Annotated in this window: 23 protein-coding genes; 12 read left to right on the top strand and 11 right to left on the bottom strand. The window is 73.8% G+C overall.

Annotation, left to right across the window (positions count from 1 at the left end; translation table 11 throughout):
• Position 1: 1 nt before the first annotated feature.
• Positions 2-289 (bottom strand): STAS domain-containing protein, encoded by a 288-nt coding sequence (locus OHA86_RS03855; protein WP_329172478.1) that lies wholly within the window; start codon positions 287-289, stop codon positions 2-4.
• A complete protein-coding gene (locus tag OHA86_RS03850; RefSeq protein ID WP_329172477.1) occupies positions 289-4,434 on the bottom strand; it encodes a SpoIIE family protein phosphatase in 4,146 nt (1,381 codons plus the stop codon). Before OHA86_RS03850 ends, OHA86_RS03855 begins: the two co-directional genes overlap by 1 nt.
• Positions 4,435-4,635: 201 nt before the next feature.
• Here OHA86_RS03850 and OHA86_RS03845 point away from each other — a divergent pair, with 201 nt between their 5' ends.
• The 3 genes from OHA86_RS03845 (at position 4,636) to OHA86_RS03835 (ending at position 7,295) form a co-directional block, all read left to right on the top strand.
• On the top strand, positions 4,636-5,964 hold the full coding sequence (locus tag OHA86_RS03845) for a PP2C family protein-serine/threonine phosphatase (RefSeq protein WP_329172475.1): 1,329 nt from the start codon (positions 4,636-4,638) through the stop codon (positions 5,962-5,964).
• Positions 5,961-6,317, top strand: a complete 357-nt coding sequence (locus OHA86_RS03840; RefSeq protein ID WP_329172473.1) for an STAS domain-containing protein — start codon at positions 5,961-5,963, stop codon at positions 6,315-6,317. The genes OHA86_RS03845 and OHA86_RS03840 overlap by 4 nt, the downstream gene beginning before the upstream one ends.
• Positions 6,318-6,500: 183 nt before the next feature.
• A complete protein-coding gene (locus OHA86_RS03835) occupies positions 6,501-7,295 on the top strand; it encodes a cysteine hydrolase family protein (protein WP_329172471.1) in 795 nt (264 codons plus the stop codon).
• Positions 7,296-7,394: 99 nt separating this feature from the next.
• Here OHA86_RS03835 and OHA86_RS03830 read toward each other — a convergent pair whose 3' ends face one another.
• Entirely contained in the window at positions 7,395-7,580 is a 186-nt protein-coding gene (locus OHA86_RS03830; protein ID WP_329172469.1) for a CsbD family protein, read from the bottom strand.
• Between the two features lie 274 nt (positions 7,581-7,854).
• On the opposite strand from OHA86_RS03830, the gene OHA86_RS03825 reads away from it, so the two are divergent.
• Positions 7,855-8,673, top strand: a complete 819-nt coding sequence (locus tag OHA86_RS03825) for a ribonuclease BN (RefSeq protein WP_443071962.1) — start codon at positions 7,855-7,857, stop codon at positions 8,671-8,673.
• 51 nt (positions 8,674-8,724) lie between these two features.
• On the opposite strand, the gene OHA86_RS03820 is transcribed toward OHA86_RS03825, so the two are convergent.
• A complete protein-coding gene (locus OHA86_RS03820) occupies positions 8,725-9,081 on the bottom strand; it encodes an STAS domain-containing protein (RefSeq protein WP_329172465.1) in 357 nt (118 codons plus the stop codon).
• A gap of 193 nt (positions 9,082-9,274) precedes the next feature.
• Between OHA86_RS03820 and OHA86_RS03815 the strand changes: the two genes are divergently transcribed.
• Positions 9,275-10,159 (top strand): RNA polymerase sigma factor SigF, encoded by an 885-nt coding sequence (locus OHA86_RS03815; protein WP_329172464.1) that lies wholly within the window; start codon positions 9,275-9,277, stop codon positions 10,157-10,159.
• A gap of 238 nt (positions 10,160-10,397) precedes the next feature.
• Here OHA86_RS03815 and OHA86_RS03810 read toward each other — a convergent pair whose 3' ends face one another.
• Positions 10,398-10,793 (bottom strand): ATP-binding protein, encoded by a 396-nt coding sequence (locus OHA86_RS03810; RefSeq protein ID WP_329172463.1) that lies wholly within the window; start codon positions 10,791-10,793, stop codon positions 10,398-10,400.
• Between the two features lie 312 nt (positions 10,794-11,105).
• Here OHA86_RS03810 and OHA86_RS03805 point away from each other — a divergent pair, with 312 nt between their 5' ends.
• The gene (locus OHA86_RS03805; RefSeq protein WP_329172462.1) at positions 11,106-12,176 is read left to right on the top strand and encodes a glycoside hydrolase family 43 protein; all 1,071 of its coding nucleotides are present in this window, start codon (positions 11,106-11,108) and stop codon (positions 12,174-12,176) included.
• Between the two features lie 160 nt (positions 12,177-12,336).
• On the opposite strand, the gene OHA86_RS03800 is transcribed toward OHA86_RS03805, so the two are convergent.
• Positions 12,337-12,627, bottom strand: coding sequence for a hypothetical protein (locus OHA86_RS03800; protein WP_329172461.1), 291 nt, complete (start codon positions 12,625-12,627; stop codon positions 12,337-12,339).
• Positions 12,628-12,652: 25 nt separating this feature from the next.
• Here OHA86_RS03800 and OHA86_RS03795 point away from each other — a divergent pair, with 25 nt between their 5' ends.
• A complete protein-coding gene (locus OHA86_RS03795; protein ID WP_329172459.1) occupies positions 12,653-13,462 on the top strand; it encodes a hypothetical protein in 810 nt (269 codons plus the stop codon).
• 33 nt (positions 13,463-13,495) lie between these two features.
• Here OHA86_RS03795 and OHA86_RS03790 read toward each other — a convergent pair whose 3' ends face one another.
• Both OHA86_RS03790 and OHA86_RS03785 read right to left on the bottom strand, forming a co-directional pair.
• On the bottom strand, positions 13,496-17,047 hold the full coding sequence (locus tag OHA86_RS03790) for a ricin-type beta-trefoil lectin domain protein (protein WP_329172457.1): 3,552 nt from the start codon (positions 17,045-17,047) through the stop codon (positions 13,496-13,498).
• 119 nt (positions 17,048-17,166) lie between these two features.
• Complete coding sequence (locus OHA86_RS03785; RefSeq protein WP_329172455.1) at positions 17,167-17,376, bottom strand: hypothetical protein; 210 nt, start codon at positions 17,374-17,376, stop codon at positions 17,167-17,169.
• Between the two features lie 6 nt (positions 17,377-17,382).
• On the opposite strand from OHA86_RS03785, the gene OHA86_RS03780 reads away from it, so the two are divergent.
• Positions 17,383-17,565: a hypothetical protein gene (locus OHA86_RS03780; protein WP_329172453.1), complete on the top strand. Its 183-nt coding sequence runs from the start codon at positions 17,383-17,385 to the stop codon at positions 17,563-17,565.
• 50 nt (positions 17,566-17,615) lie between these two features.
• Here the strand turns inward: OHA86_RS03780 and OHA86_RS03775 are convergent, their stop codons facing one another.
• Both OHA86_RS03775 and OHA86_RS03770 read right to left on the bottom strand, forming a co-directional pair.
• Positions 17,616-18,164, bottom strand: coding sequence for a ferritin-like domain-containing protein (locus OHA86_RS03775; protein WP_329172451.1), 549 nt, complete (start codon positions 18,162-18,164; stop codon positions 17,616-17,618).
• A 186-nt stretch (positions 18,165-18,350) separates the two neighbouring features.
• On the bottom strand, positions 18,351-18,749 hold the full coding sequence (locus tag OHA86_RS03770; RefSeq protein WP_329172449.1) for an ATP-binding protein: 399 nt from the start codon (positions 18,747-18,749) through the stop codon (positions 18,351-18,353).
• A gap of 151 nt (positions 18,750-18,900) precedes the next feature.
• Here OHA86_RS03770 and OHA86_RS03765 point away from each other — a divergent pair, with 151 nt between their 5' ends.
• The 4 genes from OHA86_RS03765 (at position 18,901) to OHA86_RS03750 (ending at position 25,356) form a co-directional block, all read left to right on the top strand.
• Positions 18,901-19,224: an STAS domain-containing protein gene (locus OHA86_RS03765; RefSeq protein ID WP_329172447.1), complete on the top strand. Its 324-nt coding sequence runs from the start codon at positions 18,901-18,903 to the stop codon at positions 19,222-19,224.
• 132 nt (positions 19,225-19,356) lie between these two features.
• Entirely contained in the window at positions 19,357-23,133 is a 3,777-nt protein-coding gene (locus OHA86_RS03760; protein WP_329172446.1) for a SpoIIE family protein phosphatase, read from the top strand.
• A gap of 293 nt (positions 23,134-23,426) precedes the next feature.
• Positions 23,427-24,755, top strand: a complete 1,329-nt coding sequence (locus tag OHA86_RS03755; RefSeq protein WP_329182211.1) for an AI-2E family transporter — start codon at positions 23,427-23,429, stop codon at positions 24,753-24,755.
• Between the two features lie 157 nt (positions 24,756-24,912).
• A complete protein-coding gene (locus tag OHA86_RS03750) occupies positions 24,913-25,356 on the top strand; it encodes an SRPBCC family protein (protein WP_329182209.1) in 444 nt (147 codons plus the stop codon).
• Positions 25,357-25,412: 56 nt separating this feature from the next.
• On the opposite strand, the gene OHA86_RS03745 is transcribed toward OHA86_RS03750, so the two are convergent.
• Complete coding sequence (locus tag OHA86_RS03745; RefSeq protein WP_329172444.1) at positions 25,413-26,414, bottom strand: YihY/virulence factor BrkB family protein; 1,002 nt, start codon at positions 26,412-26,414, stop codon at positions 25,413-25,415.
• Between the last annotated feature and the right edge of the window lie 352 nt (positions 26,415-26,766).

Here is a 26,766-nt window from a genome sequence, read left to right as displayed (position 1 = left end):
CCTAGGCGTCGTGGATGGTGGTGAGGTCCGCGAGGCCGGAGATGGTCAGGACGGGTTTCAGCAGCGGGTTGGCGATGAGTTCGATCCGCTCGGCGTGCGGGAACAGCACGCTCAGGCCCGCGCTGTCGAGGTATTCGATGCCGGTCAGGTCGAGCACGAGGGGGCCGGACGTGCTGTCGAGGGCGGCGGCCAGCGCTTCGGTGTTGCTCATGTCGATCTCGCCGGTCGCGGTCAGCAGGGCGGTGCCGTCGGGCCGCCGGCCGGCGGTGAGGGTCAGGGGCGTGGTCATCAGGAGATCCTCGTGTGCATGTCGACGGTGGTGCCGGACGGGCCGGGGGTGATGGTGACGCGCTGCATCAGGGCGTGCATCAGGCTCATGCCGCGACCGCGATGGGTGTTCAGCTCGGGCTGGGGGGTCTTCCAGCGGCCCGAGTCGGCGATGGTCAGGTGCAGGTCGTCGACAAGTGCCTCGGCCCGGAAGTAGACGGGGTTGCCGGGAGCGTCGCGGTGGCCGTGCTCGATGGCGTTGGCACACGCCTCGCCGACCGCGACCAGCACGTCCTGCACCGTACGCGGCGGCAGGTCGCACCGGTCGAGCCAGCCGCGCAGCGCCTTGCGGACCGGGGCGAGCTGGGCGGACTCGGCGGGGAAGGACATCTCCAGCGGGGCGGGGTGGCGGTACAGCAGCAGGGCGACGTCGTCGTCGTAGCCGTCGGCCGGGGCCAGCCGGCTCATCACGTCGGTGGCGAGGTCGTCGATGGCGGTGTTCCGGCCGTCCTGCATCACCTTGCCCGCCTGGTCGATGCCCGCGCTGAGCGGGCGCCGGCGGCGCTCCACGAGACCGTCGGTGTACAGCAGCAGGGTGGAGCGGGCCCGTATCGTGCAGGTGCCGTCGGGGCGGGAGACGTCGGGGCGGACGGCCAGCGGCAGGCTACGCCCGTCCTCCAGCAGGTTCGCGGTGCCGTCGGGATGCACGAGGATGCCGGGCGGATGGCCGGCGCTGGAGTAGGTCAGCTGCCCGGTCTCGGTGTTGAGGACGCCGCAGAAGAGTGTGGTGCAGACCGCGCCGGGGACACCGGCGGCGAAGCGGTCCAGGGCCATCAGCGTCTGGGCCGGCCGGGCGTCCTGGAGCAGCAGGGCGCGGCAGGCGCTGCGCAGCTGCCCCATGACGGTGGCGGCCTGGAGGCCGCGCCCGACGCAGTCGCCGACGACGATGCCGATCCGCCCGTCGGGCAGCGGGACGGTGTCGTACCAGTCGCCGCCGACCTCCAGCGGCTGGGTGGCCGGCTCGTAGCGGACGGCGAAGCCCTCGGGCAGGTGGGAGGGGCCGAGGATGGCGCGTTGCAGGGCGATGGCGGTCTCGCGCTGCTGGTCGATCTGGTGGGCGCGGGCCAGGCCCTGCGCGAGGTGGCCGGCCAGCAGGGACAGCAGCAGCTGGTCCTCACCGGTGAAGGGCCGCTGCTCGCCCAGGTCGATCCACAGGACGAGCGGGCCGTCGGGGTGCTCCAGCAGGATGCCGGCCCCCAGGGGGTCGGCGACCGGGGTGAGCACCGAGTGCCGGCGCAGACCGGTGACCGCCCGGCGCCTCGCGTCGGGCAGGTCGTGCCAGCTGAGGCCGTCGTCCGTGGCCGTCAGCGCGGGCACGTCGCCGCGTTCGAAGACCGCGGCCATGACCGTCTGCGCGCGCCACAGCTTCTTCAGCTCGTCCAGCGCGCCGCCCAGCGCCTCGGACAGGCTGGTGGCCCGGGACAGGCAGGTCCCGAGGGCCGCCAGGGCGCTTTCGCGCTGGATGGCGTAGTGCTCGGCTGTCACGTCGCGGAAGGTGCCGACGATCACCTTGCGGCCGCTGTCGGGGTCCTGGACCTGGTTGAAGGTCGCGCTCACCCAGATCCGGTGCCCCTCGCGGTGGGTGACCGGGACGGTGTAGCTGCCCTTCCGGTTGCCGACCAGCCGGCCGAAGGCGTTCCGTACCGTCGCGTGGGCCTCGGGATCGGTGTCGGCGTCCGGCCACCACGGCTGGAGCGGCGCGTACGGCAGGCCCTCGGTGCCGTAGCCGAGGATGTCGGTGAAGGCCGCGTTGATCTCGATGACGGCGCCGTCCTCGTCGCAGACGAAGAACGCCTCCTGCATCGAGTCGACCAGCGCGGTGCGCCAGCGGGCGTGGTGGCCGCGCAGCCGTGCCAGCTGGATGTTCGCCCGGGCGCGGGCCAGGAGTTCGGCGGCGGCGAACGGCTTGACGAGGTAGTCGTCGGCGCCGGCCTGCAGGCCCTCGATGGACGCCTCCTGCCCGGCCCGGGCGGACAGCAGCAGCACCGGCACCGAGGCGGTCCGCGGGTCGCTCCGCAGCGCCGCGACCAGGGCCAGGCCGTCCAGGCGCGGCATCATGACATCGCTGACCACCAGGTCGGGGGCCTTGGCGCGGACGGAGTCCAGCGCCTGCTGCCCGTCGTGGACCGTGCTGACCCGGTAGCCGGCGCCGCGCAGCAGGCGGGAGAGGTACTCGCGCATGTCGGCGTTGTCGTCGGCGATCAGCACCCGGCCCTGGTTCTCGGAACCGGTCACCGGCTCGTTCAGCTCCGCGGCCTGCGAAGGGTCCTGCTCACCGGGCAGCCACCGCAGGGCCTCCTGCACGAACGGGTCGGCGGCGGTGGGGGCGGCGTCCGCGCCGCTCTCCAGGAGGACGGCGTCGGCGGGCAGGTGCCCGGACCCGAACGGCAGGCGGATGGTGAAGCGGGTGCCCTCGCCCGCGGCGGACTCGGCGGTGATGGTGCCGCCGTGCAGGCCGATCAGCTCCTTGACCAGCGCCAGGCCGATGCCGCTGCCCTCGTTCGAGCGGGAGCGGGCCTTCTCGATGCGGTGGAAGCGCTCGAAGAGCCGGGGCATCTCCTCGGCCGCGACCCCGATCCCGGTGTCCGCGACGGTCACCTCGGCGACACCGTCCACGGCGCGCACGCCGACCCGGATCGAGCCGTCGAAGGTGAATTTCAGCGCGTTGCTGAGCAGGTTGAGGACCACCTTCTCCCACATGCTGCGGTCGATGTGGACCGGCTCGGGCAGCGGGTCGCACTCGACCAGGAAGTCCAGCCCGGCCCGGTCGATCGCGGAGCGGAAGACGCTGGCCAGCTCACCGGTGACCGCGGCCAGGTCGACCGGCTCGTAGCTGGCCTGCATCCGGCCGGCCTCCAGGCGGGAGAAGTCCAGCAGCGTGTTGACCAGCTTGCCCAGCCGCAGTCCGTTGCGGTGGATCACCTCCAGCTCCTCGCGCACCTCCGGGTCCGCGTCCGCGAGCCGGTTGTGCAGCTCCTGGACCGGCCCGGTGATCAGGGCGAGCGGGGTGCGGAACTCATGGCTGATGTTGGAGAAGAACGTCGTCTTCGCGCGGTCCAGTTCCGCCAGCTCCTCCGCCCGGCGCTGCTGGGCCTGGTAGCTGCGGGCGCTGGCCACCCCGGTGGCGACATGGCCGGCGACCAGGTCCACGAAGCCGCGGTAGACCTCGTCCAGGGACCGGTAGCGGTTCAGGCCGGCCACCATGAAGCCGTACGGTGCGCCGCCCTGCTGGAGCAGCGGCACCACCAGGGCGTGGGCGGGCGGCTCCTGCCACTCGCCGGCCGGCAGGCCGGGGAAGGCGCCGGGGTCGAGCGGCACCAGGACGGACTCGCCGCCGGCGGCCGCGGCCGTCGGCCACACGCTGTCCGACCCCGCCGGGAGGCTTTCCGCGGCGGCGGGATGGCCCGCCGCGATCCCGGTGGCGGCGGCGAGCCGCGCGCCGCCGTCGTCGTCGAAGAGGTAGGTCAGCGTGAAGGGCAGGTCGTGCCGGTTCCGCTCCAGCTGCCGGCCGGTGAAGTCGAACATCTCCTGCTCGGTGCGCACCACGCTCGGGTCGGAGCCGAGGTCGCGCAGGGTGGTCATCCGGCGCTCGCCGATGACCCGCTTGGTCTCCTCGTTGACCACGCACAGCATGCCGACGACGCGGCCCGCGTCGTCGCGCAGCGGACTGTAGGAGAAGGTGTGGTAACTCTCCTCGGTGTAGCCGGAGCGCTCGAGGAACAGCAGCAGCGCCTCGTCCCAGGTCGCCTCACCGGTGGTCAGCACGGTGTCGATACGGGGGCCGATGTCGTCCCAGATCTCGGCCCACACCTCGCTGGCCGGCCGTCCCAGCGCCCAGGGGTATTTACGGCCCAGGGTGTCGCGGCGGTAGGCGGCGTTGCAGAAGAACGTCAGGTCGTCGCCCCACGCCATCCACATGGAAAAGCGCGACGACAGCAGGATGCTCACCGCTGTCCTGAGGCTCTGCGGCCAGTCGGCCGGCTCCCCGAGCGGCGTGGCCGCCCAGTCCACCAGGGCCAGATCCCGGCCCACTTCCTCATCGGCTGTGAACACGGCGGCGCCTGCCGCGGGGTGCACTTCGAACCCGGCGTCCTCGGAACGTGTCACAGCGCACCCCTTCGTTCATGTCGATAGCCTCCCCGCCGGCCGCTACCAGTGTGCCCCCGCGCGGAACGCGCCACGGACCGCGCGGCCGGGCACCGCGGGACGGCGCCGAGCCGACCGCAGGAGCACGTGGACGCGATCCGTAGAATAGGACAGCCGGGCATCGGACCGGCGCGCACGGCAGCCGGCAGCGGGGGAGACGACATGACGGTGGCCCAGGGCGCCTTCCACCCGCAGGTGAGACGGTCCTCGGCGGACGAGCAGCGGCGGCTCGCCGCGGTGCGCCGCTACCAGGTCCTGGACAGCCCGCCCGACGGCGCCTTCGACAAGATCGCCTCCCTGGCCGCCCGCATCTTCGGCACCCCCATGGCCACCGTGTCGATCGTGGACAGCGACCGGGTGTGGTTCAAGGCCGCCCACGGCCTGAAGGACATCAGCGAGATCGGCCGCACCCCGGGCCTGTGCGCCTCCGCCATCGAGCACGGCGAGCCCTACGTCGTCGGCGACACCCTTGCCGACCCGCGTACCGCCGCGCACCCGCTCGTGCGGGGCGGCCCGGCGATACGCTTCTACGCCGCCGCGCCGATCACCACCGCCGACGGCCACCGGCTGGGCACCGTCAACATCCTCGACACCCGCCCCCGGCAGCTGACCCGCGACCGGCTCGAAGCGCTCTCGGACCTGGCCGCGCTCGTCATGGACGAACTGGAGCAGCGGCTGTCGGCGCTGCGTACCGTCGCCGCCGAACGCGCGCGGCGCGCCGACGCCGAACGCCTGGCCCGCACGTTGCAGCGCACCCTGCTGCCGCCGGCCCTGCCCCCGGTGCCCGGCCTCGACGCGGCCGCCGCCTATCACACCGCCTCCGTCGACGAGGTCGGCGGCGACTTCTACGACCTCTTCCCGCTGGACGACGGCCGCTGGGCCTTCTTCCTCGGCGATGTGTGCGGCAAGGGCGCGGAAGCCGCCGCGCTGACCTCGCTGACCCGCTACACCCTGCGCGCCGCCGCCATCTACGACCCCGACCCGTGCACCGCGCTCGCCAACCTCGACGCGGTGCTCAAAGGGGAGTTCCAGGGCGACAACCCCCGGTTCTGCACCGCTGTCTTCGGCGTGCTCGACGCCCGGCCCGACGGGTCGTTCGCCGTCAGGCTGGCCGGCGGCGGCCACCCGCCCGCCCTGGCGCTGCGCGCGGACGGCAGCGTCGAGGCCATCTCGACCACCGGCGGCCAGCTGATCGGACTGCTGCCCGACCCGCACTTCGTGCAGGCCGCCACGCGACTCGCCCCCGGCGACGCGCTGCTGCTCTACACCGACGGGCTCACCGAGGCCCGTACCGCGGACGGCGCCATGCTCGGCGAGGACGGACTGACCCGCCATCTGTCCGCCCACGCCTCCGAGGGAGCCGAGGGTCTGCTGGCGACGGTGCACGACCTCTTCACCGATCTGGGTACCGGGGTCAGCGACGACACCGCGCTGCTCGTCCTTTCCGTCCCCCCGGGCAGTGCCCACTCACCCGTACAGGAGAACAGGTGACCGACCGTACCCTGACCGCCACCCGACGAACCCACCCCGCGGGTGCCACCGTGGTGGCCGCGGCCGGCGAACTCGACCACCACACGGCCAAGGACCTCAGCCAGGCCGTCGACGAGACGCCCTTCGGCCCCGACGCCCCCGTGCTGATCGACCTGACCGGTCTGACCTACTGCGACTCCACCGGCATCACCGTGCTCGTCGCCGCCTACAACCGGGCCCGGCAGTCCGACGCCCGGCTGGTCCTCGTCGGGCTGAACGCCGACCTGATGCGGGTCTTCCGCATCGTCGGCCTCGACCAGCTCTTCACCTTCCAGCCGACCGTCGAGGACGCCATCACCGCCCTGCGCGCCTGACCGGGGTCCGCCCGGGCTGCGCACCCCGGGCCTCCCGCGAAAACCGGTACAAGCGTCGTCACCCTCTGCGAAACTCAGGCGCGGGATCAACGTCGCAGCGCGTGAGGCACTGGTGAAAGGTCCGAAGGCGGCTCGACAGCCCGCACCGGCCGAGAAGGCTTCCGCCACCGTGGAGGGCACACCATGACCGACGACGACGCCGCACCCCTGCGGCACCGCAACCGCTGGCAGTTCGGCGGTGGCGCCATCGACCTGCGCCGGCCGGCGCTGGCCGCGCGGCCGGCGCCGCTGCGCACCGAGCCCGCACCCGTCGTCCTCGACTTATCGCGTACGGCGCTCATCGTGATCGACCTGCAGAACGACTTCTGCACCCCCGGCGGCGCCCTGGACATCGCCGGCATCGACGTGACGCTGCTGGCCGGCGCGGTCGAGCACAGCGCCCGGGCGGTCACCGCGGCCCGCGCCGCCGGCGTACCCGTGGTGTGGCTCACCTGGGGCAACCGGCCCGACCGGGCCAACCTCCCGCCGGGCGTGGCGCATGTCTTCGACCCGGAAGGCACCGGCCACGGCATCGGCTTCCGCATCCCCGGCACGGACTCCCGGATCCTGACCTCGGGCAGCTGGGGCGCCGATCTGGCAGCGCCGCTTACCGTCGAGCCCGGCGACATCCGGGTCGACAAATACCGGATGAGCGGCTTCTGGGACACCCCGCTGGACAGCGTCCTGCGCAATCTGCGGGTGGACACCCTGCTCTTCGCGGGCATCAACTCCGACCAGTGCGTGTACGCCACCCTCGTGGACGGCGCGTGCGCCGGCTACGACGTCGTCATGCTCACGGACGCGTCCGCGACCACCTCGCCGTCCTACTGCCACGACGCGGCCGTCTTCAACACCCGCCAGTGCTTCGGCTTCACCACCACGACCCCCGATCTGCTCGACGCGCTGGCGGCGGCGCCCGCGGCGGACGGCGACGGCTGACGCGACCGGTCCCGCGCGGGCCGGTGAACCGCGGCCCCGGACACGACGGTTCCCCGCGCCCTGCAGGGCGCGGGGAACCGTCGTGTCCCGACGGTGGTGTCAGTCCTCGCGGACGTGCTTCACGGCGTCCTTGATCTTCTCGCCCGCCTGGCGCACGTCGCCCTTGGCCTGGTCGCCGCGGCCCTCGGCTTCGAGATCCCGGTCGCCGGAGACGCGGCCGACCGCCTCCTTGACCTTGCCGGTGGCCTGCTCGGTCTTCGCCCGCGTCTTGTCGCTGTCGCTCATGACCTCACTCCTCTCGTCCGAGGAGGCGCCTGCCCCGCGCCACGCGCCTCATGCGTACCGGAAGAGCGCTTCCCGGCTCGCCGCACCGGCCGAAACCCGCCGCGTACGAGGTCGGCCGGGGGGTATCCGCAGAGGTGGCGATCCGTGCGGGCCGCGCGGGCGCCGGAGGCGACGCGGGGCCGGAGGGGGCGGGGAAGTGGCCGGAAGAGCGGACCGGGCGAGGGAGGCATGGCGGCGCTCGGCGCCGGGCCGGATCTGGCAGCAGGGCGCGGACATGGAGCTGATGCACCGCTCGATGGGCTTCGCGGCGCTCGGCCTGGTGACGCTGATGCCGCTGCTCATCGTGGTGGCGGCGGCCGTGCCGTACCAGCGCTCGGGCTTCGCGCAGTGGATCGTGGACGGCATGGGCCTGTCGGCGGGGCCCGCGGAGACCGTGCGGCGGCTCTTCTCCACCCCGGGCAAGGTGCTGAGCACCACCAGCGCGCTGAGCCTGGCGGCGCTGGCGGTCTTCGGGCTGTCCTTCGCGGCGAGCGTGGCGACCGGCTACGAGCGGATCTGGGCGCTGCCGGCGAGCCCCTGGCACGCGGCCTGGCGGCGGGCGGTGTGGCTGGCGGCGCTGACCGCGTATCTGTTCGTGGAGGCACAGAGCGGCACGGTGCTGGACGGCGGTGTCCCGGCGACCGCGCTGCGTATCGCCTTCACCCTGGCCTGCGGGGTGCTCTTCTTCTGGTGGGGGCAGCGCTTCCTGCTCGGCAACCGCGTCCCCGGGCGCCCGGCGCTCACCGGCGCGGTGTGCACCATGGTCGGACTGGTGGGCCTGCGGGTCTTCTCGGTGCTGGTGCTCTCGCCCCTGACGCTGACCAGCGCGGTGACGTACGGCCCGGTCGGCACGGTGCTGATGGTGCAGAGCTGGCTGATCGGGGTGGGGTTCGTCATCTTCGGCGGCGCGCTGGTCGGGCGCCAGCTGCACCGCGGGGCGCTGCCCGAGGGCGCCGGGGCCGGGGTGCCGCGGCCGGGTGAGCCCGTCGAACCGGTCGAGCCCGCCCAGCACATCGGACCGCGCCGCCGGCCCCACCGCGCCGGCCGGCGCTGACCTGCTGCCGGGGCGCTGACCTCCTGCCCGGGCGTACGACGTGCGGGCGGCTCAGGACGGCTCGGGCCGGCCCGGCGCGACGGCGGGGAAGAGCACCGCGGCGCCGGTGAGGTCGAGCAGACGTTGCACCGGCGCGCTGACGGCCAGCAGGCTGACGCTCCCGGCCTGTTCGAGCGCCGCGAGGCGGGCGGTGGCGAGAACGGTCAGGAAGGTCGAGTCGGCGAAGCTGACCCCGGCCAGGTCGAAGACCAGGTGCGGGTGGTGGGCCAGCGCTCGGTCCACGGCCTCGCGCAGGGCCGACTGCCCGTCGAGGTCCGCGTCTCCCGACACGGTGACCACACTGGGCTCGCCGAGCGCGACGGTGACTCTCAGCACCGGCTCGCCCTCGGGGACGGGACTGGCATTCATGACCGCTCCGCAACTCGAACGCCGTCTGACGCGCTGATTTTTCCACACCCGGACCCAGGAATTCACCAGGCCCGGTAACGAACCGGGAGTGAACCGGTGCGAGGCGGCGCGAAGTTCCCGGAAATCTCCGGGTGTGCCGCGTGTGATGCCGGGTAGACGCCCGTCGACCTACTCGACAACGTTGGGCGACCACATGACGGCAACCACATACGGCGCGGGAACAACGACGAAGACGGCGCAGCCCTTCCACAGTGTTCCGGCCGTGGACGGGCTGCCGTTCATCGAAGAAGCGGGAAAGGTCGCGCCCAAGGACGCCCGGCAGCTGTCGAAGCTGTTCTTCGACCGGCTCCAGTCCCTGGAAGAGGGCACGGCCGCGTACTCGTACGCGCGCAGCACCCTGATCGAGATGAACATGTCGCTGGTGCGGTTCTCCGCGCGCCGCTTCCGCGGCCGCGGTCCTGAGGAGATGGAGGACATCCTCCAGGTCGGCACGATCGGGCTGATCAAGGCGATCGACCGGTTCGACCTGTCGCGCGAGGTGGAGTTCACGACCTTCGCGGTGCCGTACATCGTCGGGGAGATGAAGCGGTTCTTCCGCGACACCTCCTGGGCCGTGCATGTGCCGCGGCGCCTCCAGGAGCTGCGGGTGGAGCTGGCCAAGGCCCGCGACCACCTCACCGCCGTCCTGGACGCGGTGCCCACCATCGCGGAACTCGCCGCCTACCTGGAGATCACCGAGGAAGACGTCATCGAGGGCCTGGTGGCCTCCAACGGCTACACCGCGGGCTCCATCGACGTACCCGCCGGCGGCGACGAGGGCGAGGACGCGGGCCGCTCCTACACCGACACCATCGGCGCCCCGGACCCGGCCATGGAACTGGTCGAGGACTTCCACGCGCTCGCGCCGATGCTGGGCAAGCTGGACGACCGGGAACGCCTGATCCTCCAGCTGCGCTTCGGCCAGGAGATGACCCAGGCCGAGATCGGCGCCGAACTCGGCTACTCCCAGATGCACGTCTCGCGGCTGATCTCCCGCACGCTGGCCAAGCTCCGCGCCGGGATGCTCACCGAGGCGTGAGCGACCCGGAAGCCCGGGAAGAGCAACGGCTGCGCGCGACCTCCGTGGTCGCGCGCAGCCGTCGTATGTCTCCCCGCGGGACGTCTCGGGGCATGCCCTTCTCCGTAGGAGCGCGGCGGGCGCCGTGCCGATCGTGATCCCTCTCCGCAAGGCCGCGGCGGCCCTCGTCGCAGCCGTGCCCCCGGCGGGTCCCGCCGCGGCCGCGCGTGCTCCCGCGAGACCGCGGCGGAGGTGTCGTTCAGGCCACGGGCCGCAGTGCCATCTGCGCGGTGATCCGCTTTCCCTTGGGTGTGGCCGCCACCTTGAAGCCGCCGCAGAGCGCCGTCACGATCTCCAGACCGTGCCGCCCCACCCGGGCCGGGTCGGGGGTCATCGCCGCGACGGGTTCCTCCGAGGTGTCCCACACCATGATCTCCACCACGTCGTCGGCGACGCGCAGATCCAGGCCGAACAAGCCCCGGGTGTGCTTCACCGCGTTGGTGACCAGTTCACTGACCACCAGGTGCACATCCGCGACCACCGTGGCGGACACCGGCCTCCCCGACCTGGTCAGACCGCTGAAAAGCTCCGCCGCAAGGCGCCTGGCAGCGGCGATGTCCGCCGGCTCGCCGTTGTAGACCTCGCTGATACTCACCACACCACCCTTGGAACGACGATTGCCCCCGACCGCGGCCGTTGCCGGCCGCACCGTCCTACCGCAACCGTGACAAGTCGACCGCACAGAACCGGCCGCTCCTGGCGCCTACCCCGACACGGCCACCCACTCCTGCTCCGGGCATGCCAGTCGCCGGCAAGTCCGCGCGGACCCCGCGGACCGGGTATCCGTCCGGCCATGGTGTTGACATGGACAGGACTAGTTACGATCCTGCTGAGGCGTGCTCCCACCAGTCCGCTGTTCCTCCGCCGGCCCCGACGCCGAAGCGGAGGCCGATCACGGGACGGGACGATGAAGCTTCTCCGATGTCTGCGCGGCGCCGCCGCCTTCGCGCTGGCCGCGACCCTGGCCGCGGTGGTCCCGCTGGTCTGCGCCGCCCCTGCCCGGGCCGGCCAGACCACGCTGCGGGCGGCCGACCCGAGTGTGATCCGGGTCGGGAGCACCTACATCTCCGTACAGTCCGCCGGCGGCGGGATCGCCGTCCGGCAGGCCGCCTCGACGGCCGCCCTGGCCTCCGCACCCGCGCGGCAGGTCTGGTCCGACACCCGCGGCCGCGGCGAGGTCTGGGCCCCGGAGCTGGTCACCGACGGCGGTCGCTACTACATCTACTTCACGGCCGGGACCGGCGCGGCCCACCGGATGTTCGTCATCAGCTCCGCCGCCCCGGACAGCGGATACGGCGCCGAGACGCAGCTCGCCCTGCCGGACGGCAAATGGGCGATCGACGGGACGATGTTCACCTTCGCCGGGCAGCGCTGGTTCGTCTGGTCGGGCTGGGCCGGCGACACCAATGTCGAGCAGAACCTCTACATCGCCCGGATGAGCAGTCCGACCGCGCCGACCGGCGCGCGCTTCATCATCTCGCAGCCGCGGGAGAGCTGGGAGCGGGTGGTCGGCAACCCCTTCATCAACGAGGCGCCGGAAGCCGTCAAGGACCCCAGCGGCCAGCTGCACATCGTGTACTCGGCCAACGGCAGCTGGAGCGACCAGTACTGCCTGGCCGACCTGCGGCTGCGGTCCGGCGGCGACCCGACGTACGTGTGGGACTGGTACAAGTCGAACGGCTGCCTGTTCGGCTCCGACGCCGCCACGATGATGCCCGGCTGGGACCCCACACTCCACGTCAACGGCCCGGGCCACCACAGCTTCGTGCTGCTCAACGGCGACATCGCCACCAGCCCGCCCGCCGGTCCGACCTTCCCGCTGATGTTCCACGCGGTGCCGAAGGGGACGCCGTACTCCTGGGACAACCGCTACTGGTACACCGGCTCCTTCTGCTGGTGGGGCGGGACCACCTACAGCCGGGCCAACGTGCCGGGACCGACCGCCGACACCGGCTGGAGCCTGAAGTTCTTCGAGTAGCCGGCCCGTGCCCGCCCTCCGGGGCCGCCGGTGTCCGCGGTGCGCGGGCACCGGCATAGCATCGGGCGATGCGCCCCACGACCGCCGCGGCACCCGTACTTTCCTGCCTGCTCGCCTGCGCCCTCCTGACGGGCTGCGGCGCGTCCGGCGGCGGCTCCGCTCACGCCGGGGCGCCGGCGGCGTCCGCGTCCGTGACGACGGCCGCCGCGAGCGCCGCGCCCTCGGCGCCGGCCACCGTGTCGAGCACCCGCCGGCCCGAACCGTCCCCGGCCACGACGGCGCCGAAGGCGGCTTCGGCCGCGCACGCGGGCAACCCGGACGGGCATGCGGCGGTGCCGGCCGCCGCGCGGGCGGCCGACACCTCGAAGCCGACCAGGACCGTGGGCAGCGGGACCCCCGCGAGCTGCACCTCGGCAGCGGTGGTGGCCGCGGTCGCCAAGGGCGGGGTCATCACCTTCTCCTGCGGACCGCGTCCCGTGGTGATCACCATGAAGGCGACGGCCAAGGTGCGCAACGCCTCGGCCCGTGTCGTCCTCGACGGCGGCGGCAAGGTCACGCTCAGCGGCGGGGGAAAGCGGCGCATCCTCTCCATGGACACCTGCGACCAGGCGCAAGGGTGGACGACCTCGCACTGCCAGGACCAGAGCACGCCCGAACTCACCGTGCAGAACCTGGCCTTCGCCGACGGCGATTCCACCGGCGAGACGGCCGAGGGCGGCGGCGGAGGCGCGATCCTCGTGCGCGGCGGGCGCTTCAAGGCCGTCAACGACCGCTTCGTGCGCAACCGCTGCGACCGCAGCGGACCGGACCTCGGCGGCGCCGCGATCCGCGTCCTGGACCAATACCACGGACTGCCCGTCTACATCACCGGCAGCACCTTCGGCGGGGCGCCCGGCGAGGGCGGGGTCTGCTCCAACGGCGGGGCGCTCAGCAGCATCGGGGTGTCGTGGGTGGTGCTCAACAGCGTCATCAGCTACAACTCGGCGGTCGGCAGCGGCGCCAACCCCGCCCGCGGCGGCACCCCGGGCGGCGGCAGCGGGGGAGGGGTGTACACCGACGGCAACCGCTACACCGTCCGCGTCGAGGGCTCGCTGATCGCGCACAACGACGCCAAGGAGGGCGGCGGCGCCTTCTTCTTCGTCAGCAACGACCACACCGGCACCCTGGCCCTGCGCCGCTCCACCCTGCGCTCCAACCCCAGCCACGGCTTCGCCACGGCCGGCTACCCCGGGGTCTTCTGCATCGGCGCGGGCACGCCGGACGTGTCCGGCAGCACGCTGAGGTGACCCCGGGGCCGGGCGCGAGGGGCGCCCGGGCGGTCAGCGCAGGCGGAAGACCTGCGCCGCGGTGCCGTTGCAGTCGTAGAGCTGGAGCGCGTCGCCCTGCTGCTGGAGGCCGCCGGCGTCGTCCAGGCAGCGCCCGGACTGCGCGTTGAGCACGGTGCCGTCCGGCCGGCTCGTCCAGGCCTGCGCGCCCGTGCCGTTGCAGTCCCACAGCCGGACCCGGGTGCCGTTGGCGGTGCCGCCGGCCGCCGCGTCCAGGCACTTGCCCAGCGTGTGCAGCGTACGGTCGCCGGGCGCCGACCAGCGCTGCGCGTCGGTGGAGTTGCAGCCCCACAGCTGTACGGGGGTCGCCGAGGCCGGGTCGGCGTTCGCCACGTCGGCGCACAGGCCGCCGGGGCCGCCGAGCGGGCCCGGCGGCAGCTTCCACAGCTGGGCGCCGGTGCCGTTGCAGTCGTAGAGCTGGAGTTGGACGGCGCCTGGCGCGGGGTTGCTGTCGGGCACGTCGAGGCAGCGGCCCGAGGCCGGGTTGAGCAGGCTGCCGTCGGTGCGGTGGGTCCAGGTCTGCGCGGCCGAGCCCGCGCACGCCGCGAGCGCGACCGGGGTGCGGTTGCCGGTGCCGCCGCCCGACGCGGTGACGCAGCTGCCCAGCGTGCGCAGGGTGGAGTCGGCCTGGAGCGCGAACTGCTGGCCCGCGCCGTGGTCGCAGTCGAGCAGTTGGAGGGCGGCCCCGTCGGTGGCGGCGCCGCCGCGGACGTCCAGGCAGTGGCCGGCGTAGCCGATGACCTCGCCGGTGGCCGGGTTGGCCGTCGCGCTGCCGGTCAGCGCGACGGTGTGCGCGGAGTTCAGCGGCAGCGCGGCCGTGGTGACGGTGACCGTGCGGCGCTGCGGATTCCACGACCAGCCGGTCTCCGGCACCTGGACGCCGTCGACGAGAACCGCGGTCGGCGCCGCGGAGTTCGACAGCCGCAGTGTGTACGCCCGCGTGGTCGGGGCGCCGGGCCAACTGCCGCTCTGCGCGCCGACGGTGAGCGTCCGCGCGGTGTCGTTCCAGGACAGCGGCGCGGTCGCCGACTGGCCCATGGTGTAGCCGGCGCCCTCGCCCGCGTCGGAGTACAGCGAGAACGAACCGTTCGCGCCCGCCGCGACGTTGACGGTGAGCGCGGTGAGCGGCTGCTGCGCGTTGTCGGTGTAGTCGGTGCGGGTGGCCAGAATGCCGCCGCCCCTGATCAGCACCGGGAACTGCCCGAGCGGGTCGGTGATCGTCACGGTCGCGGGACCGGTGTAGGTGTGGCCGGTGAAGTAGTCGGTCCAGGTGCCCGGCGGGATCCACACCGACGCCGAGCCGTTGCCCGACGTGTCGTTCGGGGTGGTGACCGGCGCGACCAGCACGTCGTCGCCGTACAGGTACTGGCCCTGCGCGTGATAGGCGGCTTCCTGCGCCGGGTAGTCGAGGTACATCGGGCGCACGACGGGGACACCGGTGGTGTTGGCCTGCCGCGCCAGCGTGTAGGTGTACGGCACCAGGGACTCGCGCAGCCGCAGCGCCTGCTCGGCGGCGGTCTCGGCGGCGCCGGTGTAATTCCACGGCAGCCGGTCGCCGTGGTCGGAGTGCAGGCGGTCGACCGGCTGGAAGGCGCCGAACTGGAGCCACCGTACGTACAGGTCGTCGGGCAGGTGGCCGCCGTGGAAGCTGCCGATGTCGTGGCTGACGTTGGACAGGCCCGCGGCGGCCTCGTCGGCGGTGAAGCGCACCTCGAAGCCGAGCATGTCCCAGGTGGCCGGGGTGTCGCCGGTGAACTGCATGGTGGTGCGGCGCTCCGACCACGGTCCGAGGGCGTAGTTGCTGTCGTCGCCGCCCTGTTCCGAGCCGCCGAGGCGGGCGAAGGAGAAGCCGCGCAGGCCCTTGGCCGCGGCGTCGTCGGCGTACGCCTGGTTGATCAGGTTGTCGGGGGCGACGTGCGGGTCGCTCGCGGTGGAGCCGCCGCAGCCGCCGCAGTAGTCCAGCCACCACTCCCGTACGCCCTGCTGCTCGAAGGGCTGGTGCAGGCCGAGGTACGCGGCGAGCTGGGAGGGGCTGGACCAGTCGAAGCGGTAGGTGTTCCCGCTGTCGACGGTGAGCCCGCCCGCCTGGCTGTTGGCGGCGGCGAATCTCGGGTCGTCCCCGTTGATGCTCGGGTGGATGTTCATCGCGACCGCGAGGCCCTGCTGCTTGGTCCAGTTCACGAACGCCTGCGGGTCGGGGAAGAGCGCGGAATTCCAGTTCCAGCCGTTCCACTGGGTCGGCGACTTCCAGTCGGTGTCCACCACGAGCCAGTCGATCGGGGTGTTGTGGCCGCGGAAGGCCGGCAGCAGCGTGTTCTGGTAGTCGGCCGTGCTGTAGGCGTAGTAGCGCGAGTACCAGACCCCGTACGCCGACTGCGGCAGCAGGTCCGTGCCGCCGGTCAGGGCGTTGAGGTCGGACAGGCCCTGCTTGTAGTCCTGGCCGTAGCCGAAGAAGTAGCCGTCCTGGTAGGGCTTGCCGCTGTGGGCGGGGCGGTCGGTGACCGTGTGGCCGGCGCCGAGCAGGGCGCTGCGGCTGTCGTCGAGCAGGTACCAGCCGTGCCGGTCGAGGATGCCGGGGTGCTCGGGCACCGGCAGCGTCCTGGGGTTGTCCAGGGTCCGCGACCAGCCGCCGAGGGTGTCGGCCGGCCCGGCGCCGTAGCCGGTGGTGGTCAGGTCGGTCTGCGCCGCCGGGTAGGCGGTGGTGGCGACCGGGGTGACGGCGAGGCTGTCGAGGTTGACCCGGCCGGTGTCGCCGGCGTTCTGCACCAGTGCCAGGGTGTCGGTGCCCGCGGTGAGGTGCACGGTCGCAGAGGCGGTGGACCAGGCGTCCCAGGAGGACGTCGCGGGCAGGCTCAGCGCGGGTCCCGCGGCGCCGTTGACCCGGGTGGACAGGGTGCCTGTGCCGCCCGCCGCGTTGGAGTAGCGGACCTGGAGCCGGTAGTCGCCGGTGGCCGGGATCTGCGAGACGTCCTGGCTGATCCCGCTGCCGGTGGCCTCGTAGCCGGCCACGAAGCCGCTCCCGGTGTGGCCGCTGTGGTCGTACGCCACCGCGCCGCGCCCGCTGAACAGCGCGTCCTCGGCCTCGCACGCGGCGCCGAGGGCGCAGTACGACGGGAACGCGGGCTCGGCCTGTACGCCGGTCGCGGTCAGCGCGACGGTGGTGTTGGCCGCCGTGAAGGGTCCGCTGCCCTGCTTCCAGCGCAGCGTCAGCGCACTGGTCCTGATCTCCCGGTAGCCGTCGGAGGTCACGTCGGTGGTGTAGGCGGGCGGGGTGAAGGAGCGGTTGACCGCGTTGAAGGTGGCGCCGTCCTGGAAGGCGCCGTCGCCGGCGTACTCCAGCCGGACTAGCGTCGGGGTGAGGACCTCGAAGCGCGCGCTGCCGTCGGTGACGGACACCGCCGCGGCGCCGGCCGCGGGCGCCCCGGCCGCGGCGGCGGCCAGCAGCCCGGACAGCAGCGCCAGACACCCCGCGAGGGGGACCAGCGCCCGGCGCAGGCCGCCCCCTCCAGGGCGCCGGTGCGGCTTTCGTACGGAACGAGGGTGCACAGGAGGCCTCCCGGAGGCTCGCGGACATCGTTGTCGCGCACTGGGGACGACCGGTCTCGGGACCCGGGAGGGCCGCACGAGCGCCGGGGACGCCAGTGTCAGCTTACGACGCGTTCACGTCAAGAAGGCCGGCGCCTGGCCCGGGCCCGCTGGGCGGAGGCGACCGCGGACCTGGCGACCGGGCCGCGCAGCGCGGCGCGGGCGGCGTTCGCGCCGGGTGCGCCGTGCACGCCGCCGCCGGGGTGGGCCCGCCTGTCCAGCCTGGGAAGGCCCGCCCGCTCCCGCCCGCCGACATGGGGGCCGTATGAGCGGCGGTTCGGGGTAGACATGTCGGTATGACCACATCTCGTCCGACCCATGCCACGCCCGATCTGCCGCCCGTCGTCCAGGTCCCCGACCTGCCAGGCGCGGGCGCTCCGGCCGCCGACAGCCGACCGTCGGACCGCCGCGAGGACACCCCGGCCGCCCGGCCGGGCCCCGCGCCGGCGACCGACACCCCGGACGAGCCCGCGGACTGACACCGGGCACACGCCCCTCCCCCGGCGCCGGTCCGCGGAAGGCGCCCCGCTCAGCCGTCGCGGCGCTCCGCGGGCAGGCGCTCCAGCAGCCCGCGCAGGTCGTCCGCGTGCTCCTCCTCCTGTGCGAGCAGGTCCTCGAAGACCCGCCGCGTGGTGGGGTCGCGGTCGCCGAGCCACTTGACGATCTCGGTGTACGAGGCGATGGCGACCCGTTCGGCCACCAGGTCCTCCTCGATCATCGTCACCAGACCGGCGCTCGCGTCGTACTCCGCGTGGGAGCGCCCGGTCAGCGTGTCGGGGTTGAAGTCCGGCTCCCCGCCGAGCTGCACGATGCGGGTGGCCAGCTTGTCGGCGTGCTGCTCCTCCTCCTGCGCGTGCTCCAGGAATTCCGCGGCGACCGGTTCGGAGTACATCCCCGTCGCCGTGTAGTAGTGGCGCTTGTAGCGCAGGGTGCAGACGATCTCGGTGGCCAGCGCCTCGTTGAGGACCTGGAGCACCCGGGGGAGGTCGGCCCCGTAGGCGTCGGTCACCGGCCCCTTGCCGATCTCCTGGCGGGCCCGCTCGCGGATGGTCTCGATATCGGTCAGGAAATCCGCCACTGCACATCCTCCTCGTTGTCGCGCCGCACGCCGCCACCGGTCGAAGCGACCGCAGGACCCGCCGCGCCTCGGGCTATGTGTGCCCTGATCCACGTCCTCTACGACCGGACCGCGCCGGCCGCCCGGATTCCCCGGCCGCTTTTCACCCTCTCGGCTCAGCGTCACGCTGCGTGACGGCGCGGGGGATCAGGCCGGGTCGGCCACGGGCAGGCGCAGCAGGACGGTGACGGACTTGCCGCGGTCGGTCGTCGTGGACGAGACGGCCTCGGTCAGCGCGGAGACGATCTCCAGCCCGTGCCGCCCGATGCGCTGCGGATCGGGGCTCATCGCGACCGGCGGCTCGGGGGAGCTGTCCCACACGGTGATCTCCACCCCGTGGCCGGCGAACTCCAGGTCCAGGCCGTAGGGGCCCGACGTGTGCTTGGCGGCGTTCGTGACGAGTTCGCTGACCACCAGCTGGGCGGCGTCGGTGACATGCCGCGGGATCGCGACCCCGGTCCGCGCGCGGACGCCGTCGAGGAAGGCCGCCATGCACATGCGTGCGCGCGCGATCGTGCCCGATTCACGACCGTAGACCTCACTCATGCGCACCGGACATCCTCCTCCGCGACCTCTTGCTGCCCCGGGATCGTACGCCGCCCGTGTGCGTACCCGCGCGCCGCGCGAGCGCCCGGGACCGCCGGAGCGGTGGTCCGCCCGCCGTCCGCGGCCACCGAACCTTCGGCATACTTCCTGCATGTCATCACACGAGAGCGGCCCGGTGCCGACACCGGTCGTCGAGGCCAGGGGAGACCTCGACGCCGAAACGCTCGGCCCCCTCGCCGCCGAACTCGAGGACGCCGCGGCCGGGCACAGCGCGGTGGTCCTGGACGCCCGCGGCGTCACCTTCGGCGACTCCTCGTTCCTGCGGCTGGTGATGATCTTCCACCAGAGGACGGACCTGCGGATCGCCGCCCCCGGACCCGCCGTGACGCGGCTGTTCGAGCTGGTCAGGGTCGACACCGTGCTGCGGCTCTACCCGAGCGTCGAGGCCGCGCTCGGCGCGCCCCCCGCGGCCTGAGCCGGCGACCGCGGCCTCGCGAGATTGCGCCGGGCGGGGCAGGACGGTTGGATCGCCGTGTACCGCGGACGCGGCCCATCCCGCGGGGAGGGCGGCGCCGCCGGACGGCGTACACGGCGAGGGGCGGGCGCGATGGCGGGGTCGACCGGCAGCGAGGGGGACAGGAGCGCCGCTTTCCCCGCGGAGCTGCTGTCGGCGGCGCCCGGCAGCGCGGTCAGCGCCCTCGTGGCGGCCACGGCGTGGGAGTCGAGCGCGCTGGGCCCGGTCCAGGACTGGCCCGCGCAGTTGCGCGCCGCGCTGGGCGTCTGCCTGAACTCGCCGTTCCCCATGATGATCATGTGGGGTCCCGAGCTGTCGATGCTCTACAACGACGCCTTCGTCCCGATCCTGGGCGCCAAGCACCCGGCCCTGGGCCAGCCGGTCCCGCACGTCTGGTCCGACGCCTGGCCGGCGGTCGGCGGGTGGGTCGACGGGGTCATGGACGGCGGGACCGCCACCTACCGCGAGGACCTGGAGCTGGTCCTCCAGCGCAACGGCTTCGACGAGACCGTCTACTTCACCTTCGCCTACAGCGCCATCCCGGTGCCCGCCGGGGTGGGCGGGGTCCTCACGGTCGTCACCGAGACCACGGGCCAAGTGCTGGGCACCCGCCGGCTCGGGGTGCTGCGCGAACTGGGCGAGGCGCGCTCGGCGCAGGTCACCGACGTCCGCGAGGCGTGCCGGGCCGCGATCGGCGTGCTGGACGCGCACCGCGACGACGTGCCCTTCGCCGTCGTCTACCTGTCGGCGGACACCGGGCGGACCGCCGAGCCGGTCGCGTGGTTCGGCCTGGACGAGCCCGGGGACGGGCCGGTCCCCTGCACCGTCGCCCCGGCCGGGGACGGAGCGTGGATCTGGCAGGCCGCCGCCGGCGGCGAAGCCAGGACCCGGCACGGGCTGGCGCTGCCGCTCCGGGCCGGCGGGCACCGGCCGGCGGCCGGACGCACCGGGCACACGACCGTCGACACGGCGGTCGCCCTGCCGCTGGCGGCCGGCGGCGCCGCGCGGGCGCGCGGCGCGGTGGTCTTCGGCGTCAGCCCGGACCTGCCGCTGGACGACACCTACCAGGGGTTCCTGGAACTGGCGGCCGGCCATCTGGCCAAGGCCGTGGCCGACGCCGAGGCCCAGGCCGCCCGGGTGCGCCGCGCCGAGGAGCTGGCCGAACTCGACCGCGCCAAGACCCGCTTCTTCACCTCGGTCAGCCACGAGCTGCGCACCCCGCTGACTTTGATCGCGGGGCCGGCGCAGGACGCGCTCGCCGACGACCTGCACCCGCTGCCGGCCGTGCAGCGCGCACGTATGGATCTTGTCCACCGCAACGCCGGACGGCTGCGCCGGCTGGTCGACACCCTGCTGGACTTCAGCCGCATCCAGGACGGGCGGATGCGGGCCGAACCCGTCGCGACCGACCTCGGCGCCCTCACCCGCGGTGTCGCCGAGTCCTTCGCCCCCGCCGTGGAGCGCGCGGGACTGCGCTTCGTCATCGACTGCCCCTCGCCGCCGCGCCCGCTGCTCGCGGACCCCGAGCTGTGGGAGCGGATCGTGCTCAACCTGCTGTCCAACGCGGTGAAATTCACCCCGGACGGCGAGATCCGGGTCGGCCTGCGCACCACCGACGACACGGTGGAACTCGCCGTCCGCGACACCGGGACGGGCATCGCGCCGGACGAACTGCCGTACATCTTCGAGCGGTTCCGCCAGGCCGGCTCCGCGGGGGGAAGGTCCCACGAGGGCTCGGGCATCGGCCTGGCACTCGTCCAGGAGCTGGCCGCGCTCCACGGCGGCCACGCCCGGGCGTCCAGCGTCCCGGGCGAGGGCACCGAGCTGACCGTCGCCGTTCCCGCACGCTGGGCGCGGACCCCGCCGGTGCGCACGCACCCGGGGCGCGCGGCGGAGAGCCATCTGGCGGAAGCACTGGGGTGGAGCGAACCGGTCGTACAGCCCGGCCCCGCCCCCGGGCCGCCGGCCGGGGCCGACACCATCGTCGTGGCCGAGGACAACGCGGACCTGCGGGCGTATCTGACCGGCCTGCTCCGGCCGCACTACACCGTCACCGTGGCCGCGGACGGCAGGGACGCCCTCGACCTGGCCCGGCGGCAGCGGCCCGACCTGGTGCTCACCGACGTCATGATGCCCGGCCTCGACGGCTTCGGGCTGCTGCGCGCCCTGCGGGCCGACCCCGCGACCGCCGCCATCCCGGTGATCTTCCTCTCCGCCCGCGCCGGCGACGAGGCGGCCGTCGAGGGGCTGGCCGGCGGCGCCGACGACTACCTGGCCAAGCCGTTCTCCTCCGCCGACCTGCTCGCCAGGGTGCGCTCCAACCTGGACATGGCGCGGCTGCGCACCCACGAGTCCGCCTGGCGCACCGCGCTGGTCGCCGCGATGCAGGACGGGTTCTTCGTGCTGGACGCCGACCTGTCCGTCATCGAGGTCAACGACGCCTTCACCCACCTGCTCGGCCACCCCGCCCGGCAGCTGCCCTGGCCCGTACCGCATCCCTGGTGGCCCGCCCTCCAGCAGGACCCGGAGGGCTTCGCCCTGGTCGAGCGGGCGCTGGCCGCCGCGCGCGAGCAGGGCTCGGGGCGGTTCGTGCTGCCGCTGCGGCACCGCGACGGCCACCGGGTGTGGGCCGACATCTCGCTGGACTCCGTACGCGACCGGCGCGGCGGCCCGCGCACCCTGCTGGTCGGCACCCTGCGCGACATCACCACCCAGTACCTGACCGCGGAACGCGACGCCGCCGTCGCCCGCCTCGCCGGGCTGCTCGCCGACATCGACGACAGCGCCCGGGTCCTGGACGTGGCCCTGGCCGAACTCCAGAAGTCCTGGCAGGCCGCCCGGGCGTCCCTGGTGCGCTGGACCGCCGCCGGCGACCCGGTGCCCACGGCCACCACCGGCCCGGCGCCCGCGGCCTCGGACCTGCCCCCCGCGCACGCCGAGGACCGGGTCCGCGCGGGCCGCCTGGTCACCGTCCCCGACGAGGACGGCGCCGCCGAGGACACCCGGATCACCGCGGTCGGCGCGCCCGCCTACGACGGCACAGGGCCCGCCCTGGTCTGGATCGAGTTCAGCCCCGCACGCTTCTTCTCCGTCGCCGACCGCACCGCGCTGATCCAGCTGACCGGCCACCTGCAGAGCGCCCTGAGCCGCTGCCGCGCCTACGACGAGCAGCGCCAGGTCGCCCTGGCGCTCCAGCGGGCCATCCTCGGGCCCAGCGACCTGCCGCCCGCGTTCGCCGTACGCTACGAGCCGGCCAGCTCCACCCTGGAGGTCGGCGGCGACTGGTACGACGTCGTCCCGCTGCCCGAGGGCCGCTACGGGATCGTCGTCGGGGACGTCGTCGGCAGCGGCCTGCCCGCGGCCACCACCATGGGCCAGCTGCGCAGCGCCGCCCGCGCGCTGCTGCTGGAGAACGGCGGCCCGGCCCACGTCATGGAGGCCCTCGACCGCTTCGGCGCCCTGCTGGACGGCGCCTTCTGCAGCACCGTCTTCTGCGGCGTCATCGACCCGGCCGCCGGCACCCTGCGCTACAGCAGCGCCGGGCACCCGCCGGGCCTCCTCGCCGAGCCCGACGGCACCGTCCGCCGGCTCGACGCGGCCCAGTCGGTGCCCCTGGCCGTCCTCGCCGGCCACCGGCGCCCCGAGGCGAGCACCGCGATCCCCGCCGGCTCCGCGCTGCTGCTCTACACCGACGGCCTGGTCGAACGCCGCCGCGAGACCATCGACGCCGGGCTCGACCGCGCCGCCGGGGTGCTGGCCGCCGGCCGGCACCTGGCGCCCGCCGACCTCGTGGACCTGCTCTGCGCGCGGCTGCTCGGCACCGACCCGCACGAGGACGACGTCGCCCTCCTCGCCTACCGCCAGGACTGACCGCCCGGGGCCGTGCCTTACCGATCTGACGAGCTTCCCCGGCGGGACGCCGTTTCCCCGCGTCGTGCCTGTTCGTTGAGCCGTGCGCGGCGCGGCCCCGGGCCGGGCGCCCGGTGGCGCGGACGCGCTCCGGCGCGGGGCCGCGATCGGCGCGAATCGTCGGCGCGGCCGGGGGTAGACGCAATCCCGACGCCGTGCTGCCGGCCGCAGAGCCGGCCCGGCGCCCGGGTTCCGCACGCGGGACCGGGCCCGGCGGGACCATCATGGCGAAGGGGGATGACGCAGTGTCCGACATGCCGGCCCGCGCGGTACCAAGGCCAGGCTCCGCGGCCCCCGAGCCGCACGGGCCCGACGGCGTCGACACCCCCGGGACGCAGGAGATCCTGCTTATCGCCGGTGCCGACACGCTCGCCTCCGGCACGACTGCGGCCGACCCGACCGCCGCCGCTCCGAGTGCCGCCGACGCGACCGCCGTCGCCCCGAGTGCCTCGGACGCGACCTCCTCCGACGCGACCGCCGCAAGCGGCACGGAGCCCGCGCAGGACACGGCCGGGGCCGCGGACGGACGGGTGCGGCCACCCGGGAGAAGGGTGGCGGTCGTCCGGCGGTCCTGGTTCCAGATCGGCTTCGGGCTCGCGCTCGGCGCGATCCTGGCGTGGCTGCTGGTGCAGACCGTGCTCAGGCTCAGCGAACTGCTGACGCTGCTGCTGCTCGCCGTCTTCATCGCGGTCAGCCTGGAGCCGGTCGTCGCCTGGCTGGGGCGCCTCGGGCTGCGCCGCGGCTGGTCGGTGGCGGCGGTGCTGGCCGGATTCGCCGGTCTGCTGGCCGGCTTCCTCGCGCTGATCATCCCGCCGGTCACCGACGCGGTGAACGCGCTGACCGACGGCATTCCGCGCTGGCGCCAGCAGTTGCACGACCACCACTCCACCCTGGGCCGGCTGGAGGACCACTACCACATCATCGAAAAGGCGCAGTCGAAGCTGAACTCCGGCGGCGCCTCCCAGGTGGCCGGCGGCGTGCTCGGGGCCGGCCAGCTGGTGATCAGCCTCATCACCTCCACCGTCATCGTGATCACGGTGACCCTCTACATGATGGCGGCGCTGCCCACGATCAAGCAGTTCTGCTACCGCTTCGTCCCCGGCACCCGGCGCCCCCGGGTGGAGGCCGTCACCGAGGAGATCCTCAGCCGGGTCGGCCGGTACATGCTCGGCAACATCGCGACCTCGGCGATCGCCGGGATCGCCACCTTCGTGTGGTGCGAGGCCATCGGTGTGCCGTACGCGGCGGCGCTGGGCTTCTTCGTGGCGCTGATGGACATGGTGCCGGTGGTCGGCTCGACGGTCGGCGGCATCGTGGTGAGCCTGGTGGCACTGACCGTCTCCCTCCCGGTGGCCATCGCCACCGCGGCCTTCTACGTCGGCTTCCGGGTCGCGGAGGACTACCTGATCATGCCGCGGGCCATGAGGTTCGCCGTCGACGTGCACCCGGTGGTGACCGTGGTCGCGGTGCTGGCCGGCGGGTCGCTGCTGGGCATCATCGGCGGCCTGGTGGCCATTCCGGCGGCCGTGGCGCTCGGCATCGTGCTCGACGAGTACGTCTTCCCGCGCACCGATGCCTCGTGACGGACCGCGGCGCGCCGGGGCGGCGCGAAGCGGCCGTCAGCGGGTAGGCGTGATCATGGCGGCACCGCCGGCTCTGCTGCCGCACCCGCGCACCGCCGCTCCACCCGCACACCGCCAGCGGTGCCGCATGCGCACCGCCGTCCGTCAGGAGAACGCCATGGTCCACGTCCGCCGCTCCTTCACCGTCGAGCGTCCGCTGCCCGCGGTCGCCGCCTACATCGCGGACTTCGCCCACGCGGTCGACTGGGACCCGGGCACGCGCGAGTGCGTACGCGACGGGGACGACGCCGAGCCCGCGGTGGGCGCCCGGTGGCGCAACGTCTCGGTCTTCCGCGGTCGCCGTACCGAGCTGGACTACCGGCTGGACCGCCGTGAGGAGCGCCGGGTGACCTTCACCGGCACCAACAAGACCGCCACCTCCACCGACGACTTCGGCTTCGAGGAGACGGGGGAGGGGACGCGCGTCACCTACGACGCGACCATCCGGTTCCACGGCCTGGCGCGGCTGGCCGATCCCTTCCTGCGCAAGGAGTTCGAGCGCCTCGGCGACGAGATCACCCGTACGCTGCCGGACGCCGTACGCGCGGCGGTCCCCAGCTGAGCGGCCCGGCCGGCCGGGCCGTACGATCCGGCCGGCCGGGCTCCCGCGGGTGTCCTTCAGGCGCCGCTCTTCGCGGCGGCGCCTGACCGGCGGGCCCGCTCGGCGTTGTAGTGGGCCCCGACGAGCAGGGCGAGATTGCTGAACCACATCCACACCAGGAAGGCGACCGCCCCGGCCAGCGGACCGTACAGCCGGTTGTACGTGCCCATGCGAGCGGTGTAGATCGCGAACCCGGCCGAGGTGAGCAGCCACAGGCCGACCGCCACACCGCCGCCCGGCGCGGTCGCCCGCAGGCTCCGCGCCCCGGGCGGCCCGGAGCGGAAGAGGATCAGGACCGTGGCCGCGGCCACGGTGACCAGCACCGGCCAGCGCAGCGCACGCCACGCCGACACCACCGGGCTGCCCAGGTGCAGCAGGTCACCGGTGCGGTGCGCGACCTCACCGCTGACGATCACACAGATGGTGCTGCACACCAGCAGGACCAGCAGCAGGAGCGCGGTGAGCACGACGCGCGGCGCGGCACGCCAGGCGGGCCGGTGGTCCTCCACGCCCTGGATGTGGTGCAGGGCCCGCCGGAAGACCGCGGCATAGCTGCACGCGGCCCATGCGGCGCCGACCCCGCTGAAGGTGGCGAGCGAGGTGGTCGCCGAGGCGTTCTCCGCCATGTGCCGCAGCGTGTTGGCCACCAGCGGCCGGGACTGCCCGGGCATCAGCACCTCAAGGCCGCCCGGGACCCCGCTGGCGTCCGGGCTGCCGGTCAGCCCGACGACCGACAGCGTCATCAGCAGCGCGGGGAAGAGCGCCAGCACCGCGTAATACGTGAGCGCGGCGGCCCGCTCCGTCGCGTCCTTGTCCCAGGCCGCCGCGATGGACCTGGCCAGCGTCCGGACCGCGCCGAAGAACACCGACACCCGCCCCTCCCGGCGCGGGGCCCGCTGCGTGCCGGGAGCGGCCTCGCCCGCGTCGTACCGGCCTTTCGTCCCGGCGCCCGCGCCCCGGCCCTTGCCGCCGGCCGCCCGTCCCGGCCCACCGGACGGCGCGCCCTCGCCAGTCGCCACCACAACCCCCTCGAACCCTGAGCCGCGGACACCGCAGCCGACGCCGGACTCCTGCCCCGGTCTGAGCCGGCGACAACACCTCGGGGCTCCCGGGATCGGTTCCGGGCCGGAACGCGGACCCCGCGGGCCGCCCCGAACCTCCGTAGCGGCCCCTTTCGCGGGGCGAAGGGCCGCCGACATGCTTGAATGACATGAACTTCCGCTCCGCCGGTCCGGAGCAGGAAACCTGGCGGGGCGGGCGATCCGGTACGCGGCCGAGTGCGTACCCCGAAAGCACCGCGTGCGGTGGCCCGGGGTCCTGAGCGCCGTGTCCGGCCTTCGCCCGTCGGGTGGCGAGCGGGGATGGAGGCGG

It is taken from the genome of Streptomyces sp. NBC_01477 (assembly GCF_036227245.1).
In the GTDB taxonomy this organism is placed as follows: domain Bacteria; phylum Actinomycetota; class Actinomycetes; order Streptomycetales; family Streptomycetaceae; genus Actinacidiphila.
The sequence above is the reverse complement of the archived record's forward strand: the minus strand, read 5'-3'. Positions and strand labels throughout refer to the sequence as shown.

What these genes read in the sequence shown, in the direction of transcription:
- OHA86_RS03855 (WP_329172478.1), bottom strand. Translation starts at nt 289, where the DNA reads ATGACCACGCCCCTGACCCTCACCGCCGGCCGGCGGCCCGACGGCACC.
- OHA86_RS03845 (WP_329172475.1), top strand. Translation starts at nt 4,636, where the DNA reads ATGACGGTGGCCCAGGGCGCCTTCCACCCGCAGGTGAGACGGTCCTCG.
- OHA86_RS03835 (WP_329172471.1), top strand. Translation starts at nt 6,501, where the DNA reads ATGACCGACGACGACGCCGCACCCCTGCGGCACCGCAACCGCTGGCAG.
- OHA86_RS03830 (WP_329172469.1), bottom strand. Translation starts at nt 7,580, where the DNA reads ATGAGCGACAGCGACAAGACGCGGGCGAAGACCGAGCAGGCCACCGGC.
- OHA86_RS03825 (WP_443071962.1), top strand. Translation starts at nt 7,855, where the DNA reads ATGGAGCTGATGCACCGCTCGATGGGCTTCGCGGCGCTCGGCCTGGTG.
- OHA86_RS03820 (WP_329172465.1), bottom strand. Translation starts at nt 9,081, where the DNA reads ATGAATGCCAGTCCCGTCCCCGAGGGCGAGCCGGTGCTGAGAGTCACC.
- OHA86_RS03815 (WP_329172464.1), top strand. Translation starts at nt 9,275, where the DNA reads ATGACGGCAACCACATACGGCGCGGGAACAACGACGAAGACGGCGCAG.
- OHA86_RS03805 (WP_329172462.1), top strand. Translation starts at nt 11,106, where the DNA reads ATGAAGCTTCTCCGATGTCTGCGCGGCGCCGCCGCCTTCGCGCTGGCC.
- OHA86_RS03800 (WP_329172461.1), bottom strand. Translation starts at nt 12,627, where the DNA reads ATGACCCCGCCCTTGGCGACCGCGGCCACCACCGCTGCCGAGGTGCAG.
- OHA86_RS03785 (WP_329172455.1), bottom strand. Translation starts at nt 17,376, where the DNA reads ATGTCTACCCCGAACCGCCGCTCATACGGCCCCCATGTCGGCGGGCGG.
- OHA86_RS03780 (WP_329172453.1), top strand. Translation starts at nt 17,383, where the DNA reads ATGACCACATCTCGTCCGACCCATGCCACGCCCGATCTGCCGCCCGTC.
- OHA86_RS03770 (WP_329172449.1), bottom strand. Translation starts at nt 18,749, where the DNA reads ATGAGTGAGGTCTACGGTCGTGAATCGGGCACGATCGCGCGCGCACGC.
- OHA86_RS03765 (WP_329172447.1), top strand. Translation starts at nt 18,901, where the DNA reads ATGTCATCACACGAGAGCGGCCCGGTGCCGACACCGGTCGTCGAGGCC.
- OHA86_RS03760 (WP_329172446.1), top strand. Translation starts at nt 19,357, where the DNA reads ATGGCGGGGTCGACCGGCAGCGAGGGGGACAGGAGCGCCGCTTTCCCC.
- OHA86_RS03755 (WP_329182211.1), top strand. Translation starts at nt 23,427, where the DNA reads ATGCCGGCCCGCGCGGTACCAAGGCCAGGCTCCGCGGCCCCCGAGCCG.
- OHA86_RS03750 (WP_329182209.1), top strand. Translation starts at nt 24,913, where the DNA reads ATGGTCCACGTCCGCCGCTCCTTCACCGTCGAGCGTCCGCTGCCCGCG.